General features: G+C 32.2%; 19 protein-coding genes and 2 pseudogenes. 15 read left to right on the forward strand and 6 right to left on the reverse strand.

Annotated elements, in window-relative coordinates; all coding sequences use genetic code 11:
* Positions 1 to 251: 251 nt before the first annotated feature.
* The 4 genes and pseudogenes from MKY90_RS28230 to MKY90_RS28245 all read left to right on the forward strand — a co-directional run.
* Positions 252 to 515 (forward strand): annotated as a pseudogene (locus MKY90_RS28230) (hypothetical protein); the annotation flags it as partial.
* 923 nt (positions 516 to 1,438) lie between these two features.
* Complete coding sequence (locus MKY90_RS28235) at positions 1,439 to 2,146, forward strand: response regulator transcription factor (RefSeq protein WP_098168829.1); 708 nt, start codon at positions 1,439 to 1,441, stop codon at positions 2,144 to 2,146.
* Entirely contained in the window at positions 2,121 to 3,611 is a 1,491-nt protein-coding gene (locus MKY90_RS28240; protein ID WP_341093460.1) for a sensor histidine kinase, read from the forward strand. The genes MKY90_RS28235 and MKY90_RS28240 overlap by 26 nt, the downstream gene beginning before the upstream one ends.
* Positions 3,611 to 5,140, forward strand: a complete 1,530-nt coding sequence (locus tag MKY90_RS28245; RefSeq protein WP_341093464.1) for a sensor histidine kinase — start codon at positions 3,611 to 3,613, stop codon at positions 5,138 to 5,140. Before MKY90_RS28240 ends, MKY90_RS28245 begins: the two co-directional genes overlap by 1 nt.
* Before the next feature lie 191 nt (positions 5,141 to 5,331).
* Here MKY90_RS28245 and MKY90_RS28250 read toward each other — a convergent pair whose 3' ends face one another.
* On the reverse strand, positions 5,332 to 5,601 hold the full coding sequence (locus MKY90_RS28250) for a hypothetical protein (protein WP_012259948.1): 270 nt from the start codon (positions 5,599 to 5,601) through the stop codon (positions 5,332 to 5,334).
* A gap of 648 nt (positions 5,602 to 6,249) precedes the next feature.
* Here MKY90_RS28250 and MKY90_RS28255 point away from each other — a divergent pair.
* Together MKY90_RS28255 and MKY90_RS28260 are read left to right on the forward strand one after the other, a co-directional pair.
* The gene (locus tag MKY90_RS28255; RefSeq protein WP_341093466.1) at positions 6,250 to 6,582 is read left to right on the forward strand and encodes a hypothetical protein; all 333 of its coding nucleotides are present in this window, start codon (positions 6,250 to 6,252) and stop codon (positions 6,580 to 6,582) included.
* A 625-nt stretch (positions 6,583 to 7,207) separates the two neighbouring features.
* A complete protein-coding gene (locus tag MKY90_RS28260; RefSeq protein ID WP_341093468.1) occupies positions 7,208 to 7,642 on the forward strand; it encodes a hypothetical protein in 435 nt (144 codons plus the stop codon).
* Between the two features lie 860 nt (positions 7,643 to 8,502).
* Here the strand turns inward: MKY90_RS28260 and MKY90_RS28265 are convergent.
* From MKY90_RS28265 to MKY90_RS28275, 3 genes are all read right to left on the reverse strand, one after another.
* Positions 8,503 to 8,940: a hypothetical protein gene (locus MKY90_RS28265; protein WP_012259950.1), complete on the reverse strand. Its 438-nt coding sequence runs from the start codon at positions 8,938 to 8,940 to the stop codon at positions 8,503 to 8,505.
* A 566-nt stretch (positions 8,941 to 9,506) separates the two neighbouring features.
* Positions 9,507 to 9,761, reverse strand: a complete 255-nt coding sequence (locus MKY90_RS28270) for a hypothetical protein (RefSeq protein WP_098168833.1) — start codon at positions 9,759 to 9,761, stop codon at positions 9,507 to 9,509.
* Between the two features lie 3 nt (positions 9,762 to 9,764).
* The gene (locus MKY90_RS28275) at positions 9,765 to 9,941 is read right to left on the reverse strand and encodes a hypothetical protein (protein ID WP_341093471.1); all 177 of its coding nucleotides are present in this window, start codon (positions 9,939 to 9,941) and stop codon (positions 9,765 to 9,767) included.
* Positions 9,942 to 10,096: 155 nt separating this feature from the next.
* Between MKY90_RS28275 and MKY90_RS28280 the strand changes: the two genes are divergently transcribed.
* From MKY90_RS28280 to MKY90_RS28295, 4 genes are all read left to right on the forward strand, one after another.
* Complete coding sequence (locus MKY90_RS28280) at positions 10,097 to 10,555, forward strand: hypothetical protein (RefSeq protein WP_341093473.1); 459 nt, start codon at positions 10,097 to 10,099, stop codon at positions 10,553 to 10,555.
* Between the two features lie 688 nt (positions 10,556 to 11,243).
* The gene (locus tag MKY90_RS28285; RefSeq protein WP_098168835.1) at positions 11,244 to 11,489 is read left to right on the forward strand and encodes a hypothetical protein; all 246 of its coding nucleotides are present in this window, start codon (positions 11,244 to 11,246) and stop codon (positions 11,487 to 11,489) included.
* Positions 11,490 to 12,087: 598 nt separating this feature from the next.
* Complete coding sequence (locus MKY90_RS28290; RefSeq protein ID WP_341093475.1) at positions 12,088 to 12,609, forward strand: hypothetical protein; 522 nt, start codon at positions 12,088 to 12,090, stop codon at positions 12,607 to 12,609.
* Between the two features lie 229 nt (positions 12,610 to 12,838).
* On the forward strand, positions 12,839 to 13,735 hold the full coding sequence (locus tag MKY90_RS28295) for a S8 family peptidase (protein ID WP_098168837.1): 897 nt from the start codon (positions 12,839 to 12,841) through the stop codon (positions 13,733 to 13,735).
* A gap of 196 nt (positions 13,736 to 13,931) precedes the next feature.
* Here the strand turns inward: MKY90_RS28295 and MKY90_RS28300 are convergent.
* Both MKY90_RS28300 and MKY90_RS28305 read right to left on the reverse strand, forming a co-directional pair.
* A pseudogene (locus MKY90_RS28300) lies at positions 13,932 to 14,316 on the reverse strand (DDE-type integrase/transposase/recombinase); the annotation flags it as partial.
* A gap of 24 nt (positions 14,317 to 14,340) precedes the next feature.
* Complete coding sequence (locus MKY90_RS28305; protein WP_141507014.1) at positions 14,341 to 14,553, reverse strand: hypothetical protein; 213 nt, start codon at positions 14,551 to 14,553, stop codon at positions 14,341 to 14,343.
* A 570-nt stretch (positions 14,554 to 15,123) separates the two neighbouring features.
* Between MKY90_RS28305 and MKY90_RS28310 the strand changes: the two genes are divergently transcribed.
* The 5 genes from MKY90_RS28310 (at position 15,124) to MKY90_RS28330 (ending at position 19,024) form a co-directional block, all read left to right on the forward strand.
* Entirely contained in the window at positions 15,124 to 15,381 is a 258-nt protein-coding gene (locus MKY90_RS28310) for a Gp49 family protein (RefSeq protein ID WP_000398755.1), read from the forward strand.
* 310 nt (positions 15,382 to 15,691) lie between these two features.
* Positions 15,692 to 16,171, forward strand: coding sequence for a hypothetical protein (locus MKY90_RS28315; RefSeq protein WP_012259958.1), 480 nt, complete (start codon positions 15,692 to 15,694; stop codon positions 16,169 to 16,171).
* 627 nt (positions 16,172 to 16,798) lie between these two features.
* On the forward strand, positions 16,799 to 17,197 hold the full coding sequence (locus MKY90_RS28320; RefSeq protein WP_098168838.1) for a hypothetical protein: 399 nt from the start codon (positions 16,799 to 16,801) through the stop codon (positions 17,195 to 17,197).
* Positions 17,198 to 17,202: 5 nt separating this feature from the next.
* Positions 17,203 to 17,607, forward strand: a complete 405-nt coding sequence (locus tag MKY90_RS28325; protein ID WP_098168839.1) for a hypothetical protein — start codon at positions 17,203 to 17,205, stop codon at positions 17,605 to 17,607.
* Positions 17,608 to 17,650: 43 nt separating this feature from the next.
* On the forward strand, positions 17,651 to 19,024 hold the full coding sequence (locus MKY90_RS28330) for an LAGLIDADG family homing endonuclease (protein WP_098168840.1): 1,374 nt from the start codon (positions 17,651 to 17,653) through the stop codon (positions 19,022 to 19,024).
* The last annotated feature ends 539 nt before the right edge of the window (positions 19,025 to 19,563 follow it).

Genomic DNA, 19,563 nt, shown 5'->3' on the forward strand with positions numbered 1-19,563 from the left:
AAATGGCCCATTGTATTATTTGATGGGCCATTTTTATGCATTCCTCAAAGAACGCGAAGTAAGTAAGAGAAGATGAGTTTGTTTCGGACAAGAGATGACAGGAGCTATATTAATTTTTCCGCATACATAAAGTGGTACTATATACCGAATGTATGTTTGGTGTATAATAGACGTATATCGAAATGGAGGTGAAAGAAATGAGGCGCAATAAAGTATCTAAATTTTGTATCTAACCAAATTAAGCACAGGCACTGGTAACTAATAAAATAGTTGGCTATTTACATGTTATATTCAATCACTTTCTATTCTCTTTGGGATAACGTATACAAAGATACAGGGAAAGGTTTGACATATGGTATATGCTTTCACAAACTTTCTGCCATGAAGAAAGTGTTTATTTTGCAAAAAGAAGTGGATAGTATTGCGATTCAGTCGTCTATTTGCAACATTGCGGATGCATATACACACTTTTTCAAAAACTAAACAGTATCCTGGGTTTCAAATCTAATAAGAACGAAGGAATCTTCTCATTAAAATAAACAGCTAGTAAAGGTAGCTAGAATTCATTAATATATGGAAAATTATTTGGACAAAGTCTCAAATTAAAGAATGAAGCGATAAGGTTTCTAACCGCATGGACTGTGAAGATGGTCTAATAAATTAGAATTCCACAGAAATCTTTATTTAGGAATTTTCTCTTCTAAACGAAGTGAAAGTGTAGGTAGTTGAGTATAGTATGTAATATAAATAGGAAGGAAAACGTTTTTCGACTAAATGAAATAAAAGTCTATACATCAGAAGAATTGAAAGATAAAATGGAACTTGACCTAAATCAACATTTAAAACAGGTAGTTGAAATGCCGAGTATGCTAGGTGTTTGACTAAGAATGGATTATGAAAGTATTGCTTCTATTTCAGATTGGTATGTAAATAAGAAAAAGCTATCGATTATATTGGCAGAAATACTGAATTAATTAGATTTTTTCTATACGATGACGTACTTAAATGTAGGATTAAATTCATTCGTGGCAAATATGTCGTGAAAGATGATTGAGGTGTGTAAACATTTATAAGTATGCTTTCAATCTTGAATAGGTAGGCCAGAATTTTAGGAATACGACAAAAGTGAGAAAATGAAGCACAATGTAGAATTACTCCAAGTTTTAAAAGAGGATTTAAGCAGAAAAGTTAATGTACATGTAGTTATAAAAAGTGTTTCACGTATAAAGGTTAAAAAATAATATGAGGAATTTGGATGATACTTACAAGATTGAACGTTACTCGTAAGTAGTACCTTTTACAGACATTAATTGCATTATGTACAAAAAAAATTATGGAAAGATAAACGAATTCACTGCTTAATTTCGCCTTCTAACAGGAGATTTTTTGCGTTGTTTTCAAACATTTCGCACTTAAAAGACCTGTGGGAGGGAGAAAATTGTACAGATTATTATTACTTGAAGATGAAGTTGAAATCGGTAGCACACTTGAAATGATTTTAAGAAGCGAAAATTATCATATTGATTGGTTTACTACTGGTGATGAAGCAGTCAATGCTGCTGTATCTAATGATTATGACTTAATGATATTAGATGTCATGTTAAAGAAAACAGTGGGAGAGTTAAATACTCGTATTTCAAATGGCCTTGAAGTTGCAAGGTTAGTGAATCAAAAAAAGAAAATTCCATATTTACTCCTGACATCAAGAAGCGAACCGCTAGATATTATGCAAGGCTTAGATATGGGAGCAGAAGATTATATAACAAAACCATATGACTTAACGGTGTTGCTTGCGAGAATCCGAACAGTTTTAAGAAGAAGTTGTAGTAACGATATTTCTAACGGAGGAATTACTCGATGCGGTAATATTGAGATTAATTTATTAACGCACAAAGTAATTGTTGAGGGTAAGCATGTTCATTTAACTAAACAACTTTTCGAATTATTACATTACTTCATCATTCATAAGGGACACATTATTTCTAAAGAAGAATTATATAAAAATATTTGGGGATATGATCCTTCAGAACTTCAAGAAACAAATACTCTGGAAGTAAATATCCGTAGGTTAAGAAATTCACTTGATGTTGATATAATCAAAACAGTTCGAGGTAAGGGTTATGTTCTTGAAGTTTCTAGTTGCTAGAAGGATAAAAAATAATAAATTACATATGAAGATAATGGCGGTGGCAGTCATTGCTGTTACCTTAATTACAATACCCATTCAGCTACTATTTTTTGTTTCTGTTGTTTTAAAAAATGGGGAAGAAGCGTTTAGTCATATCAAGTACAGGGCGATTCAGATTGAAAATGAAGCTTGGAGAATTGGCGGAGTTGATAAGATACATCAGGAATTTTTTGATGGAATTCTATTAAAAGATGAAGAAATAAAAGTTTCATCTGCAGCAAATAACACTGACTACACTTTCTACATTAAACAAAACGAAGAAGCAAGAAGTAGTGTAGATAAATACTTTGCAGCGTTTTTAATAGAAACTTTAGTTAAAAGACATCAAAAAGAAATAAATAAATTAGGTAACATATCAATTCGTAACGATGAAACAAACGGCCTTTATTATATGACTTATAAGCATACTTTTAAACATGGAGATAATAATGAAACAATTATAGTAAAAAGAAACGTAACACCAATTGTTATAAAGCTAATAGAGAAATATCAAAAAGAATTTTTTATTTACTTATTGTATTTTATTATTGCTATAAGTATATTTAACTATTTTGGGCTTGGCCTAGTATTTCGTTTCCTTGGGAAAGCTCTTGATAAATCATTTGTGGAGTTAAAAGAAAAGGATTACAAGGCTAGAATAGACATAAAGGATAGTTATGGAAAAGAAATAAGCACTGTTCAGCATCAAATCAATGGTATTATGGAGCAAATGCAAAATAATATTGAAGTTAATATAGAGTCCATGCAGGATGTATCACATGAGGTAAACAATAAGTTAACCTCAATCAAACAATCTATTGATGTGCTACGATTTTACGGAACAAATAATAAACTAATTGTAGAACAAAAACTAAAGTCAATAGATGATAATATTGAACAAATTACAAAAGTTATGTCTACATTTCTCGATCTTGCAAAATTAGACCTGGGAATTTATATGGATGCTACAAAATCTCAGGATGTAAAAGAAATGATTGAGAATTACCTACAATATATAAAAAAGGTTTTTCCTGATTTTGATTTTATTAGTAAATATGATGTAAGATGGCCAATTATTCATTTTAATAAAGAACATTTTGTATTAGCCTTAAATCCTATCATTGAAAATGCAGTTAGGTATTCATTGCATAGTAATGAGATAGTCATTCATATTCGAGAAGGTAAATATCCAAACTACGTATATATTGATATTATTAATTGGGGTATTCAAATCGAGGAAGAGGAAATCCCACAGTTATTTAATAGATATTACAGAGGGAAGAATATTGAAAATTCAATGAAAGGGTTCGGAATGGGTTTAACAATATCCAAAAAAGTGATGCATTTATATAAGGGGAAAATTCATGTGAAGAGTTATGAAGATGGAAAAAACATTTTTACATTAATCATACCCTTGCATCAGGAATCGAGAGGTGATACCTAATGGGAAATAAGATTAGGAAATTTCTCAATAATTTTGTGAAACGTGATAAACTACGTGTGCAAGTAGTTTTATTAACCCTTATACTTGTTCTTGTTTCAGCAATACCAGTCAATTTATTTTCTATTTATAATGAGCTACAACTAACAACTCAAAGAGAATTTGAATCTATGTTTTCCAGGGTAGAGAAAATACAGGACAAAATAGTTTTATCAGGAATAAGTGCATCACAGGAACTTGATTCTGAGTTCTTTAAGCAGATTAGCTATCCAGGTGAATCAATGAAAATTCGCATGGGTGAACAAGGAGCACAAGATTATCATTATGCAGCTGAGTATGAACAGAATGATAAATTTGGTATGTTTGAAGCTCAAATACTGACCTTATTCGTCCCAACCTTTTTTGATTCTATTAAAGCACATATGAAATCACTAGATGCTACTGCAGATAAAGATAGTTATAATTTTTATATTGATGAAAAAAATAAAGCATATGGTGAGATTTTACATTCTTTTAAACATAAAGGTCATTATGACACGATAATCATAAAAAAAGATATAACACCTAATTTGAAGATGCAAATGGTTAATAGCATGGAAAACTTCCTATATATGTTCATTTGGTTTTTCTTCTTTTCAGTTGTGTCAGTATTAGTATGTTTAAAATTTATTTTTAAACCATTACAAAGTGCAATCGATTCAAGTTTTGAAAATGTAGTAGATAATAATTATCAAACAAGGATTGAAGATCCTTTGTATGGAGAAGAAATATCAAAAATTGTTCATCGTTTTAATGCAGTATTAGACAGGATGCATGAGCTTGTACAAAACAACCTTAATTCCATGCAAGATGTATCGCATGAGATAAAGACATATCTTACGGCAATCAAACAATCTGTTGATGTTATTAAATTATATGGAAAAAGTGATGAAAAACTAGTTGCTGAAAAACTAAATGCTATTGAAGATAATATAATTAGAGGAACGGCCATTATATCAACTACGCTGGAACTAGCCCGTTTGAAACAAATCCCAAATATTGATAGTGCCAATTACTATGACGTGAAATATTTAGTAAATTTCTTGTTAAGATTTAAGCAAGAAACCTATCCGAGTTTTATTTTTGAGACAGACTATGATTCTGAAGATGTTGAGATATTTATAGACAGGAACCATTTTTTCTTAATGATGAGTCCAATTATTGATAATGCTGTTAAGTATTCAATGAATTCAAATATAGTTAAAATAGATACTATTTCTAAAAGAACTGATAATGTGGTTTATATTTCCATTACCAATACGGGGGTTGTTATTGATCAAAAAGAGATTCCTTTTCTCTTTGATCGTTATTATCGTGGGAAAAATTTGGGGAATTCAAAACAAGGATCTGGTTTAGGCTTGACCATAGCTAAAGAAGTAATGGATTTGTATAAAGGTAGAATAACTGTTCATGGCACAGCAGCTGGAGTAACATCTTTTATATTAAGTTTTCCAAAGGCCATTAGAAGAGAAGACTCAGGAAATTTATCCTGAGTCTTTTTATTTTGATGGTGAGAAATAATAATTATATAGATACATTAATCTTAGGTGGCAAAGTATTTGTTGGAGTAATTTGGAAAATATTTTTTGATAATAACTAGGGCTGGACTATTTCTACCCCAATCTACTTCAAACTTGCTGTACATTCAAACAATAGAGATTGAATGTATTCATCTTGTGGAGCTTTAACGCTCGTATTTTTTTAAATGGGCTAAGATATACTCCATTTTTGCAGTTGTGTCATTTGAATTTTGTTTGCGTTGGTATTCTGCAATTTCTTGGAATAGGCTTTCTTCAAGAGCTTGAATGTCATCTCTATTATAGTTCATTATTTCATCCATCTCCAATGTATATATGAGGTTGAGCAAGTCATCAATTTTCTCTTCATCTACTATAAGTCTAGAGAATTCTTCAAGAGATAAATCTACCCCTATATTACCACGGTAAATCTTCAAGCAACCACACCTCCCTTATGTAAGTCTACACATACCTAACATAGACAGCATCTCTGAAATCATTGTATCTCTTACTTTCTGTATCTATTAATTTATAGATGAAAATAATTTTATAGGAAGTGTCTTATTTCTTTACTTTACCGGTACTATAAAAGATTTTACGCTAACTAATCGTGTAGATAGGTTCTATCTCAGTCCTATATTTTTTTATAAGATAAAGTATTGTGTCCAAAGCTTTTGTTAGTTTTTTAATGTATTAATGTTTAAATTAATTGATTAGTCCTTATAAAGGGTTTAGAAATTTTATATTCTCAAAAAGAGTTTCAATTCACTCAATTCTTCTGTATTTTCTTTTTAGAGAGTTTTCAAGAAGAGAATTTTTAAATCTTAATTCAAAACGGTTATATCGTCGTTATCTGTCATTTCTATAACTTTTCACCTCAAACGTTAATAAATTTAAGCACAATAATTCCTTCCTGGACTAACTTATTTTAAGAATTTGAACCATTAGAAATGAGGGTGTAAAGTATTATCTAAAATATTTAAAGGTGAGTTAGCTCAATTTAGCAATTATAAGAAAAGGTACCTTTTAGCTTTTTAGCAAATGTGGTATAAAGGAAGATGGAGTGCTTGAGGGAGGAATTAGTCATGAATAAGCAAGAAGCGATAGAGATCATTAAGAATTCTTTTTATCATTTAATGTTCGAAGAAAATGTTAAAGTGGGTTCAATTAATGTTCTTTTGTATTTTCCATCTATAGGCATAGCAGTGTTAGAACCTAATAAAGATCGAAGACACTTACTTACAGAGGATAATATTGAAGATATGGATGAACTCTATATTAAAAAAGAATTGAAAGCTAAACCCATTTATTTAGATTTGGAAAACGATGAATTCAATATTGGATTTGTTATCAATGACATACTGTTGGAGGCAAGATTTGCACCAGCAGAGAATTTTTTGGAGAGTAGAGGTACCTAAGAGAAGGGGGAATTATTATGTAACTCTTTTTGAAAGTCTCAAAATTTAATTATTGAGTCCTATTATAGGAGTATAAGACTTATCTTTCTTGATATGTACCTCACTATAAATGAACTATACTTGAAAGAAAGAGACGTATTTACGTCTCTCTTTTATTTTGAGGAAAATATAAGGTTTGCGAATTTCTGGTATAACTCTAAGTTAGAATGTAACGCTTTAAAATCAAAAAGAGTTTGTTCCTCTTAATTCTTAAATTGAAAAGTTATGCGAACAAGCTAATTTACAAGAAGAAAGCAGAGTGTTTTATAATCAAGTCCAACAGTGCGTGTTGTAATGAAATATTTAGGTAATAGGTTTAAATATTTTCCTCATTGTGAAATTAAAATAGTGGAAACAGTAAAGAAGAGTATGCTTCAAAAGGATTAAGAAAATTTATATTCATAGAGTTTTTCCCTTTTTGAGAACATCTTAAAATTAAAAAGAGAAAAGAAATTTAAATTTTTATTTATTTGGTAAAAAATATCAAAAATTTGTTTTAATTTCTTCTTATTTTTTATATAATAAGAACATCAGTTCGTAAAAGCTAGAAAAATCATAAATTAACAGAACAAGAGGGAATAGAAAAATGAGAGAAATGAGATATGGGTTATCGGGATATTTAGCACCGGATGGTATTTTCTATGAATGTGATTACGGTAAGCATAGCGAACTTGCCAATGAGCTTATTGAAAAATATAAAATAAAAAATAAAACGAACTATAACGAAATTGCAACTAGGGGAGAATTTTTAAAATTTGGCACATATCCTTGGTCAAGTAAAGAGGGGTGTAGTGGTTGCCACGTTTTTAAAAGTCTATTCCACCCATTATCTAATAAGCAATCTATATGGATAAATGAGAATTTGGATAAACTTACTGACAAGCAACGTTCTGAATTGAATAGATTACTTGATCAAGAAGAGCTCATAAGAAATAAATTAGTTATGGAGAGTAAGAAAGATGTGGAAAAAATACAGATTTCATATAGAGTTGGTACAAGATTATCAGCTGTTGGTGTTTAACGCTAACATTTTTATTAATTTTATTTAAATAGATAAAAAGTATTAATTAAATAGTTATTGATGCGGTCGCCGGAGTTAATAAATTTAGGGAAATTACAGCCTAGAAATACTAGGTTTAATCAAAAGGAAATTAAATTGTGGGGATAAGAACAATTAGAAAAGGAATTTGACTTATACTTTTCAGTTCATAACACTTGCTTGTTTAAAGCACATTAACTTTGTGTATTGAAGTGACTTTGAGGTATCGAAACAAAATATAACCGTAATGAATAACAGACTCATATTGGTGCAGTTACTAAAATTTTTGATTTCGATGAAGAAGCTTATGTTCCAACATAGCATAAATAACATATAGACGTGTATTTTACGTGGTACTAATATGAGCATCTTATAAAAAGAAAACACGTCAATTAAAAACATATTATGGTTAATCTAATGACATTAATTACTTCAGGTGTATACAGTAGATGCCAGGTGATATCTTCTCAAGATACGAGGTGATTGGGGATTTTTTAAGAACCTATTAAATGATTCTAAGCTACATATCGATTAATTATGCTGGTGATGATGTATTTCTTTCGTATCTTACAATAGTGTATAACCTGTTTATAGGATTTGAGCTAAATCCTTAATATAGTATTGCAATTCTTTGTATAAATGCAGGCCGTTGAGTTTGCGGACACGATCATATTCAAGGTAATTTTGAAACAGAAGATATTCAATTTCATATGAATATAATTGGTTGCCCGAATTATTATTCTAATTACCTTAAAAAATGTAATACCAGAAGGGATGGAAAATGAACACAAACCATTTGGTATTAAAGCATTTTAAAATTTAGGTATAATAAAAAAACACGATTACTCGTAGTTTTCTTTTTTACTAACTTTAATCTTAACACTTTCAATTTCTTTCTCTAGATAATCAAAGTTTTGAGTGACTTTGTTTTCTAAGCTAGTGAAATTGAATTGTACCTCTTTTAATGTTGTAGCAATACCTTCAAGCTGTTGGGTGTTCTTTTCTAAGTTTACGAATAATTCTCTTTCACGATTGTCAGAGCGAAGCCGATCTTCCGCTATCATTTTATAATGGTCTTCACGCTGCTCTTTCATGTTTTCATTCATAGAGGTCATTTGATCCTTGTGACTATCACTAACACTACGAACATATCCCATAACCTTTATGGACATAAAGATAGCAAATAGCATGATAATCGCAAAGAGAACCATAAAAGGTTTATCACCCTCAGTAATGCTAACAAAAATCTTTTCGATAATGCCAATTTCATCTGGAGTCATGCAGCGACTACCTCCTTATCTGGAGCTAAATTTGTAATCCGTCGCAGTAGTTCATCATGGGGCAAGGTTTGCACATGAAACTTCACCTGCTTTTTTCGGTACGAACTCCTTTTAGTACGCCCTTAAGGCGTTTTGTTTTATTCTCGTCTCTATATAAAGACAAATGTTTATCTGTGCAATGTAAAAATAAAAGAATTAATCAAGCGTGGATTAGAATAGTTCATGAAAAGGATAATAGTAGTTACTCATAGATTATGTCTGAGGGGAAATTTAGAGGAAGTATCTGTTTTGTTATTGTTGATTTTAAAATTAGTAATTTGAATCAAGCAATAATTGTGTGACTCAATTAATGAACTTTCCAATCAGTTTAAATTCGTCTGCTAGGAATAGGTTGTCTTAAATGGGAATAGTTATTTCGGGATATCTTATGTTTTCTTTGCAGAAAACATAGATAATTTCTATACCCGGATTTAAAATCTGTGATGTTTGTTGTTGGTTTATTCGTATACGTGAAGGTAAGAAGTGTCTAATTGCTTCAAAAATCAAGTAATATTGGTACGTATTTTTTATTCAAACCATTCAATCGTATCTTCACATTGTTTTACTGTTGCTTCGTAATCAATCTCGCTCATCTTTTGTTCTTCTTCTATTAATGAAGAAATAGATTTTACCAATTCTTTAGCTAGTACATTGTCGGAGTTTTTAAGTCGATACAATAATCGAACTTTGTTTTGAAAAGAATATTTCGCCCATTCGTCTTCTCCGATATATATATTAACTTGTGGTTTATCTGAATTATTGTTTTCAATGTATTCGATCATTTTTTAAGCGCTCCAATTGCTATATTCACTTGCGGGATCTTCATGAGCATAAGAACCACAAACTGGGCAACCTTTTGTATCTCTCTCATCAATTACATACTCGATTACGTACTCTTGGGAACAGTTTAAGCATTCCACCCATTTTTCTGAAAATTCATATTCTTTTCTTGGACTTTTCAATTTTTATCACCTCTCTTACACGTATACAACAACCTTTAGTAATGTATATTGTCAAATTCTTGTTTGGACAATTCCTAACTGTAGTTCATGTTTAGTATTGATTTTTTAATAAAGGAAAGGTTGTAATAAGTTATTGTAGAGAGGTGGTGTTGAAAATGAATTATATGAAGAAGATTGATGAAGCGATTGAGTTATTCAAAAATTTAATTAGTGCAACTACAAATGAAGCAAAGTCGGCTGTTTTTGCAACTAACCAGGACAACGAGATTGCTGATAAACTTTTAGTTCTTTTAAAGAATAAAACATTATATCTTCCAGCTCTAACTTTGTTGCCGTCCATTACTAAGAATGACAGCAATAAACGTTTAAGGAATTATGTTAGCTTTGTTAATGCTATTGATAAGTTAGAAGGCAAAAAGCTAAATGCATATGTCTTTGATTACGTACTTCGTCATATTGATGAAGAAGAATTGAAAATGTACAAAGCTATTTTAACGAATGCTGACTTAGTACAAGTTGTTAAAGAACCAGTGGATGAGACTGTGTTAGAAGAAAAAATTCAAGAAGAAGTGACTCAAGTAGAAAAGATTCAAGAAGACGTTGAGTCAGAATAATTCTATATTTATGAAAAAACAAGCGGATAAGAGTTCGGCTTGTTTTTTTTATCTTGACTTTCTTCTAAAAAAGGTTATGTTACAAACGCTCCTGTGAGAGAAGAAAAAGGTGAGACTAAAATGAATAATCAAATGATTGTCCTTGCTTAAAGGGTTATGGATGAAATTGGAGATTAAAAAGATCCTCACAGAAAAAACAACTATGACTCTAATTATGAAAAATAAGTTATTAATGAAATTGGGATTCAGCAAAAGGAGTAGGGTTCAAGTGAGCAGGTGAGCATTTCTTAAATCCGAATGGGAGGCATTTTTCTCTTTAAAAGCGTGATATAGTCTCAACTTGTGTAGTGAAATGTGGCTACACGTAATGGCGTGGGTTAGATGTAGTGAATCTACCTCAAGATACTGGAATCCGTAAAGATTCTATATGAAGTAAAATTTGTAATGTTTTGCTACAAAGAAGTATCTTGCTACGTGGCCAACAATCAACAGGTTATTAGCTGCGACCTGACATCCAAAATAAACAATCAGTTTATGAGTTTCATATTATTAAAAATAATTTGAGTAGTTTTAGAGAGAGACTTTTCTTCGAATTCATACCTGAAATGGCATATTTGAGGGAAGTTTCTGGAGCAGGAGATAAGTACTACGCTCAAATGGTAAATAGAGAGAGAGGAAGAAATGAAATATGAAGAAATTTATTGAGTCATTAAAAAAAGAAATAAAAGAAATTCTTGACTGCTGCAAGAAACCTTTATGGAAATTAAGATATTTCTTTTACGGATGGGCATTAGGGGGAGTTATAGGTACGGCTTATTTTTACAAAATTGGTGAGATAGATGAATATGGAGTGCTTCTTCGTATCACCGCAGCCATAATTTTGTTTATTCTCCCATTGGCTTATGGAGAGAAAAATGAGGTAGGATCTGGTTGAATCTATTGTTTAATGTAAATTCTGATATCAAGACAATGGAATCATTTATGTAACAAAAGATGATTTGTGAGGCAGGCAAAGAAGTACTGTAGAGGGACTATAACAAGATAAAAGAATTTCTGGGCCATCTTTATATACATGCATTGGGATTGAAAAGATTCCAAGAAAGAAAAATGGCATCTTTGTTAAGAAATAAAGAGTAATTCTATACCGCAGTAGTACATATGCACATTACTTGGAAGGTTTTTGAATTTTTCAATGGGTGTTTAATAAGTGAACTAAAAAGGAAATAAAAAGAATATATGATGAAGAAAAATATCATCACTTTAATTTGCATAGGTTTAGTTGCTGATGGAAAAGGGAAGAGAACCCTTCTTACTGGGATAATATTGTCGACGTTATCCAGTCGAGAGCTCGTGGTTTAGAAGATTGAGTGTTATAAAGCAATAGCTTATATATAATGTAGCGTTCATCATATGATTTGAATCCTCATATGTGCTTGTTATGTTATTTACTCCTTTTTACTTCTCTCTCTTCTTGGGGGCCTCTAATTAGAGGTCCCTATTTTTTTGCTAAAATTGGAAAGGTGGTTTGCAATATGATAGTAGGCGATATTATTGTCGTAAGTGGAAAGTCTCTTATCTCAAAGATAATTCAAAAGGTGGCAGGTTCTAAGTGGACACATGTAGCTTTGTATATTGGTGGAGGATATATCATAGAGATAGATTGGAATACTAAATCCTCTATAGTAAGGGAGAAATATTCTATTAGTAATTTAGAATGTATGGTGTTAAGGAATAAGAATGCGTTAACGAAAGAACAACAAGATATTATTATCTCTACAGCGGTTTCATATCAGAGAAAGGGTTTGCGATATGATTGGCTCCGATTAATTTCTCTATATTTAAAGTCGAAATTTCCAAATAACAAACTAATAGATAAACTAGATAGAAGGAATAAATTTATTTGTACAGAACTGGTGGATGAGATTTTAAAAGAAGCAGGTATTGATCTTTTTCCAAACCAAGGTGGGGATATTTTCCCTCATGACTATCTCACTTGTGAACAATTAATAGCGTTGAATAAAGTTAAACGGTCGAGTTATAAAAAGGCTAACTGAATCTTTTTACCCAAGTAGTTGACCTGTAAGTTGCTAACTATTTATGTTTTATTCTTACTTTTGGTGTTACTTTCTTAATGTTAATGACAAGAAGACCATCAATTTCAAGGTGCTCCTATTTATACTTTTATCTTGTAATGAAGTAGTTAGGAGATAAAATACTTTCCTATTGAACCTTCTAAAAAAAATGGTTATCTTTAGTAACTATTATAATTATAGGGGGATTTCAATGAAGTTTAAAATCCAATCAGATGTAATTGATATTCAATCAGTGGCACCTATACAAGTAATTGATTGGGGTGTTAATTTGATTCAAGCTCCTCAAATGTGGTCAATTACAAAAGGAGAGGGGATTAGGGTTGCTATATTAGATACCGGTATTGATGCTACCCATCCGGATCTTGCTGCCAATTACAAAAAAGGAATGAATTTTACTACAAATAATTTTACTGACATAATGGATAGGAAGGGGCACGGCACGCACTGTGCAGGTATAATTGCTGGGTGTGACAACTCAATTGGTATCGTTGGGGTTGCTCCTAAAGCTGAGCTTTACATTGCTAAGGTATTAGCAGACGATGGTTCTGGTTCAGTTGAGGCAATTGTAAAGGGAATTAATTGGGCTATTTCTGAACAAGTAGATATCATTTCTATGAGTCTAGGTTCTTCGAATGATCCTGGTCCTGTCCTACAAAATGCAATTAAACGTGCCCATGAGACAGGTATTATTATTGTTGCTGCTACTGGTAATGAAAATACTCATGTTGGGTGGCCAGCATCATATGATGAGGTAATTGCAGTGGGAGCGATTAATAGAAATCTTGATAGAGCCACCTTCTCTAATTTCGGCAGTGAAACAGATGTAGCTGCTCCAGGTGTAGATATTTATAGTACATATCCTGTCAATCGCTATGCAAAACTATCTGGTACGTCTATGGCTACACCAATGGTAGCGGGGGTAATCGCCCTTATTCTAGCTTACTATCGTGATATTGGCAAAAAATTAACTCCTGATCAAATCATGCAACTAATTCGTGAGCATTCGGTTGACCTTGGAGAAAAAGGTGCCGATGATATGTTCGGTAATGGACTAGTAAATGTTCGTGAACTAATGAAAATTAGTTGAAAAGAGGGGGCTCCGGCTCCCTTTTTTTATTTTTTAAATTTATTTCTAGATTTTTTATGAACTGTTTTATATTATCTTAAAATTACTATATATCTTAAGGGATATAATCCTAGTTTAAAAATAAAAGAGAATAAATTGTATATATTCCTAACGGAATCTCACCTTATGGTAGAAGTCTAAATAATTGATTGATGCATTATTGGTCGTTTTTGATAGGCTGATCTCGTAAATTAAGCTGTTCTTTTTTTATCATATGCACGATTTCTACTCTGGAAAGAATGGATAAAGCTGTGTGAAAATATTTGAATTCTAATATAGACGGAATTGCTTCTTTATAAAGGGATTATCGTGTTCTACTATGTGTTATGGATTAGAAATATGAAAAGGCTGCAAAGCTTTCCTGAAAAAGCGCTTTGCAGCCTTTTAATTCGTTGTGTTGTTTAGGGAGAAATTAATTGTATTTCCTTTCGAATTAAAAATATCAAACAAATATATCTATTAAACCTTCACTTTGATATATGTTTGTTTCATTCTCCAAGAGTCAGTTGTTTGAAGTGACGACGGATACGTTTATCCAATTCAGGTTCATGCTGACAATCTTAATGTTATCTATATAATTCATATTTATATAGGACCGAATCCATGTAACCAAGTTGTTCAAGTTTTCTATAAGATGCCGCAGCCTTTTCATAGGAAGAGTAGCGATGAGATATATATTTTAATGTCATCCATGTATCAGAGTGATAGAATTGCAGTCCTATATAATAGGAACTATCATCCACTTTGATAACGGATACTCTCGTTGGATAGTTTTTCATGTAATCATCTTTCTATTTGTTTATATGACAGTTTGTTATTTTTCATAGTGACAGTAATGAATTCGTTCATGATAATCTCCTTCTATTTAATAGACGACTTAACCTAACCCTCTGACTGGAAAATTTATAGACTTGTAATATGTTTGAGAATGTGATATTGAAATAGAAATTGGTAGTTATATATTAAAAAAAGAGAGTGGTTATTCTTTAAATCTTAATTTTGTTTCACACCAGACGTTAGCTTAGTCAACATGTGTTTAATTGTTTCAATATCTTTCTTAAAAGTTCTACCCGAGAGTTATCCTCTAGCGGGATTTCAGCTTTATATAATTAAGCTGAAAATAAAAAGAACGCAATCTGTTGAGGATGCATTTTTTGTTGTGGATTCATAGTCGTGAACTTGTTCATTGCAAATTCCGTATACCATTTTGTAATTCAAAAAGTACAAAAGATTCGCCTGTGTACCAAGTTAGGTATAGGAGATTCTGTGATGAATCTAACAGTATTTGATTGAGAAAATATGACAAATTGGTTAGGTTATGCCTGAAGTCATGAAAGGAGGGCGAGGACATGGAAGGGCTTAGGTATGAACGATTTGAACAAAACTTACTTGATCATTGGGTGAAACGTAAGGAGTCAGCAAAGGTGGGACTAAAGACTACTGTTGTTTGTCTTCAAATGAACAATGGATTTGAAGTAGTTGGACAATCAGCTTGTATGAATCCAGATGAGTACGACTATGAACTAGGTGTCTATTACGCTACAAAAGACGCGCTTAAAAGAATCGCTGATATTGTAGCTTACATTGAACATGAAGGTACCTTTTAGGTGTTAAGTCAAACGAGAAGCGCTTGATGGATAATCTATGCTCTTAAGTGTTTTAACCTTTTCAAAATGAATCATACTTAAAAACCTTGAAATAACATTTATTTAAGTAACTCACCTACATGAGGAATCAAAATGAATTTCGAAAAGTATTAATTTTAGCTTTGGCAAAAAACTTTAAGAATAGTGTTAATTGTGTCGTAGACAAATTTCCTTGATGAGGAGAATCCATTATAGCAGACGTTAGATCATTCGCTGGTTAGTAATGCTTAGTCAAATCATTTTTATCATATACAGAAAGTAGGTACTATCTATGGCTACTAAAGAGCGTGAAATTGAAACTTACGATACATCTAGTTTTCTACAAAAGAACAGGTCAAAGGTTGCAATGGGTGCAGTTGGTGGTTTTGCCTATGGAGCGAAACACTTAATACAAACTCAACCTGTGCAAGGTTTAGTAAAAAGTGAAATTTTTGATGAGGAAAAAGGAATTTTCAAGAAAGCTAAAAAGGGAAGTAGAATGCAATTTTCTGGAAAGAAGCTTGGAACTGCTATCGGCAAGGGACATTATGCTGTTACTGCTACTGTTTTAGATGTAGGACGCCGAATTGAAGGATATGATGATACAGAAGAGATTAAAGGAGAACAAGAATTTCAACTTAGGAAAAAAATGAAGAAGCAAAGAGAGAAGAATAGAAATTTATATGGGAACATAAATCAAGGAGAAGTCGTATTTAATCTTTTTGAATCCAGAACAGGTCATCATAAGATGGGGAATGCTAAATTTAATTAGAGTGGAGCAGTGTATGGTTTCAATTGCAGATAACTTGTTAAGAAGCATGAAAAATACTAATAAACTCCTTAAAAAAAAGTAATTGATGTAGACAAGTTTATTCGTTCTAAAACAAATTGTTCAAGTATGTCTACTATTGGATATGCGGGTCCCAATAATTGAGCATCAAATATAATGGTGACTCAGAAGTTAAAAGTAGGTATAAAAAATCTTGAAATTTATCCATCTAGAAGCAAGAGTAAATAATCCAACAAATTCATCAGTTAAAAATTTTTAGAGAAGAAAAATTAGAAAGCACTTCTTTGGTAGAGGCTATTAAACGGGCTGATATAGATACTCTTCAAGCAGTAGGTAAAGTGATAAGTAGCGATTAGTACAAACGGGTGCTATACGTAGTTCTTTAGTTAGTGGTTGTTTGAAACTAATGATTAAATGCGTATACATACGCAAATGGGGGATTCGAAAGACATGGATCCTACTACTAAGCAAATATGTAGAATTTATACAAAAGCAAGAAAGATCACTATGGGGTGACCTATCTAGCGAATTAAAACAAGTATTACCTCAAAAACAAATGTCTCAAGTAACAGAAGGAATTTTTTAATCTAATAAATAGGAGGATAAAAAATGGCTATTTTAAATTCAATTAAAAATTTTGCTAAAATAGGTGTTCTAAATACAAAAAAGGCCGTAAATGGTGTTAAAAATGCTCCAAATAATATTATTAAGAGCACTTTTATTGATACAAAAAATAAGAAAAAGACATTGGCTAATCTTTACACTGGTAAAAGAATAAATCCAAAACACTTTGCTGTTGTTGGAGGGGGATATCTTGCTTTTAATCAAGCTAAGATGAGTTTTGAATATCAAATGGGACCTCTTAAACGAGCAACCATGAATGACTATCAGTATATTGGATCGCCAGAAATTATGATGTATGACGGTGTAGGACAAGAAAGAGTTTCTAAAAATTTAAACGTTGATGGAAGTATTGTATTTGGTCTTCACAATAATAGGAAGGGGTAGTCTAGATGGCATTTGAAAAAATTAAAAAAATACACCGGGCAGCGACTTCACCACCAGTTACATTTGGAAACAGAGTTGCATATAATTTATATAACGGTGACAGTCTTGGTACATCGGTGGCTAAAGCATCTGTTAAGGGGATGTTTGCAGCTTCCAGCCCTTGGTTGTATAGAGGATTGTCAGGTGCATACTATGCGCAAAAAGGTTACTGGAAGTTACTAGAATTCAATCACCAAAGTGAGCAATGGTGGAAAGCACAATATGCAACAAGTAATGTAGTTGGGGGTAACTTTTTAGATACGCGAGGGGCTCAAACAATGAGACAAGCAGCTGTACAGGCTATCCAAGGAAGTAAGATGAATGCAAGAAGTGCACTTGGTGGAGAAGCAAAAATATTAAGCCCTTACTAAGTTTCTACACATCTAGAAGGTATTAGAGAAGAGGATTGGAAATATGGGTGAAATTATTAATCTTGAACGTGAAATGCTCCAAATTATTCACGATCCTGTTCAAAGGGGAGAACACCACCTAGGGGTAAGCCCAAGTTGGTATCAAGAGCAAATTATTCGACAGTCACATCATCGCAAAGGTTTACATTGTGGTGAGCGTGCCGGCAAATGTATAGAAGAAAACCAACGAATTATGAATCCTAACACGGGAGAATATAAGTCGATAGGAGAGCTTTATCAGTCCCAACTAGATGGTATCGCTACACCATTATTAACATTGAATGAGTTCTATCAATTAAAGAACAGTAAAGCTTTTTCCATTGAAGATAACGGTGTTCAAGATACGTTCGCTGTTGTAACAAAACATGGAGCACGAGTTACCCTTACAAGAAATCATCCAGTACTAACAGTCGATGGATGGAAAGAAGTAGATGCACTCCATATCGGAGAAAGAATTGCTACACCTAAGTTCTTAACTGTGTATGGCACAAAACAAGTAGAAAAGAATAAACTTCGAATTCTTGCATATATGCTCGCTGCGGGACGTTTAAATAAGAATAGCATTAGCTTCCAAGTACGTTATGAAGGTGTTGGTGAGTCGTTGCAAAAATCTTGTGAGGCAATTGGTATTACAACGTATCATGAGCATCATAAGAAGGCGACAGTCTATCTAATGGACTTTAGAAGTTTTGAGTTTTACAGAGAGTTAGAAGAAAAAAAAATCCCTTCGTTTATTTACGAGTTGGATAGGGATCACTTAGCGTTCTTCTTAGGAAGTCTGTATTCTGCAGGTGGTTGGTTTTGCGCCGGGCGTATTAGTGAAATCGGGTATGCTACTAAGTGTCGACAATTTGCATTAGACCTAAAACACTTACTATTACGTTTTGGTATCCAAACGAATTTACTTCAAAAAGAAATGAACGGTTCTGTTTATTACCATCTTATGGTTTATCACTGTTCCTCTATTTTATTATTCCTCGAACATTTAGCTACACCAGAGCGTAATTATGAAGCAGTCCAACAAAGAGCACTGAAAATGAAACCTTCTGAACCAACACTCCCTAAAGAAGTATGGAAATACATTGAAAAGGAACGAATTGTTAAAGGAATGACAAAAGCTGAAGTGGTAGGAAAGGGGAATCGTCGTTATCGTACAGAAAAAGGTATTTCTTTAAGTAACGCTCGTGAATATGCAGAGAACTTACAATTTGCAATGTTACATTACTTAATTGATTCTCATGTATTATGGGAAGAAGTAGTAGAAATCATTCCTTATGGTAAGAGACAGACTTATGATGTGTTTGTTCCAGAGAATCATAACTTAGTTGTTGAAGATATTCTTGTATTTAGTCCATGTACAAATGTTTTGCATAGATAGAAATTGAATACAAAAATGAAAAAAAGAGTAAGTGTTGCTACTACAATTTCTAACATCTTTACGATATATAACACCTTTGTAATGCCCCTTCAGGTAATCATTCCTGCTGGTAACGTGATGAACGTAGGGAAACTCTAATTTTTAAAAAAAGGAAAAAACCCCCTAATCCGAAGCTGTATTAAATGCGTTCCTAATATAAATAACAAGGTGCAACGACAATTCCATTGGATGTGAAATGCGTCAACAAGAATTGAGTCCATACGGGTGATTGAAGCACATTGATTCAGAGCATTACGATTTTCTTCTATATCTAGGGGAGATGATAGAGTCACGCATCATGTAAGAGTATGAACAGTTCATGAGGAAATAATAAAATGGTAGTGTGTTTTAAGAAAATAGCAGAAGTAGACTATATGAGTGATAAAAATTTTGAATCTATATTCATCATTATCAAAGAAGCATCTATAATCCTATTTACTCCAATATGCCGAAGAGGGACATTCCTCAAAACATAGACTCAAATGAAAATGCATAAAGAC

Source organism: Bacillus sp. FSL P2-0099, from assembly GCF_038007445.1.
Classification (GTDB): Bacteria; Bacillota; Bacilli; order Bacillales; family Bacillaceae_G; genus Bacillus_A; species Bacillus_A mycoides.

Excerpts from the sequence above, each read along its gene's own strand:
- MKY90_RS28240 (WP_341093460.1), top strand. The coding sequence starts at position 2,121 with ATGTTCTTGAAGTTTCTAGTTGCTAGAAGGATAAAAAATAATAAATTA.
- MKY90_RS28245 (WP_341093464.1), top strand. The coding sequence starts at position 3,611 with ATGGGAAATAAGATTAGGAAATTTCTCAATAATTTTGTGAAACGTGAT.
- MKY90_RS28255 (WP_341093466.1), top strand. The coding sequence starts at position 6,250 with ATGAATAAGCAAGAAGCGATAGAGATCATTAAGAATTCTTTTTATCAT.
- MKY90_RS28260 (WP_341093468.1), top strand. The coding sequence starts at position 7,208 with ATGAGAGAAATGAGATATGGGTTATCGGGATATTTAGCACCGGATGGT.
- MKY90_RS28265 (WP_012259950.1), bottom strand. The coding sequence starts at position 8,940 with ATGACTCCAGATGAAATTGGCATTATCGAAAAGATTTTTGTTAGCATT.
- MKY90_RS28270 (WP_098168833.1), bottom strand. The coding sequence starts at position 9,761 with ATGATCGAATACATTGAAAACAATAATTCAGATAAACCACAAGTTAAT.
- MKY90_RS28280 (WP_341093473.1), top strand. The coding sequence starts at position 10,097 with ATGAATTATATGAAGAAGATTGATGAAGCGATTGAGTTATTCAAAAAT.
- MKY90_RS28285 (WP_098168835.1), top strand. The coding sequence starts at position 11,244 with ATGAAGAAATTTATTGAGTCATTAAAAAAAGAAATAAAAGAAATTCTT.
- MKY90_RS28290 (WP_341093475.1), top strand. The coding sequence starts at position 12,088 with ATGATAGTAGGCGATATTATTGTCGTAAGTGGAAAGTCTCTTATCTCA.
- MKY90_RS28295 (WP_098168837.1), top strand. The coding sequence starts at position 12,839 with ATGAAGTTTAAAATCCAATCAGATGTAATTGATATTCAATCAGTGGCA.
- MKY90_RS28305 (WP_141507014.1), bottom strand. The coding sequence starts at position 14,553 with ATGAAAAACTATCCAACGAGAGTATCCGTTATCAAAGTGGATGATAGT.
- MKY90_RS28310 (WP_000398755.1), top strand. The coding sequence starts at position 15,124 with ATGGAAGGGCTTAGGTATGAACGATTTGAACAAAACTTACTTGATCAT.
- MKY90_RS28315 (WP_012259958.1), top strand. The coding sequence starts at position 15,692 with ATGGCTACTAAAGAGCGTGAAATTGAAACTTACGATACATCTAGTTTT.
- MKY90_RS28320 (WP_098168838.1), top strand. The coding sequence starts at position 16,799 with ATGGCTATTTTAAATTCAATTAAAAATTTTGCTAAAATAGGTGTTCTA.
- MKY90_RS28325 (WP_098168839.1), top strand. The coding sequence starts at position 17,203 with ATGGCATTTGAAAAAATTAAAAAAATACACCGGGCAGCGACTTCACCA.
- MKY90_RS28330 (WP_098168840.1), top strand. The coding sequence starts at position 17,651 with ATGGGTGAAATTATTAATCTTGAACGTGAAATGCTCCAAATTATTCAC.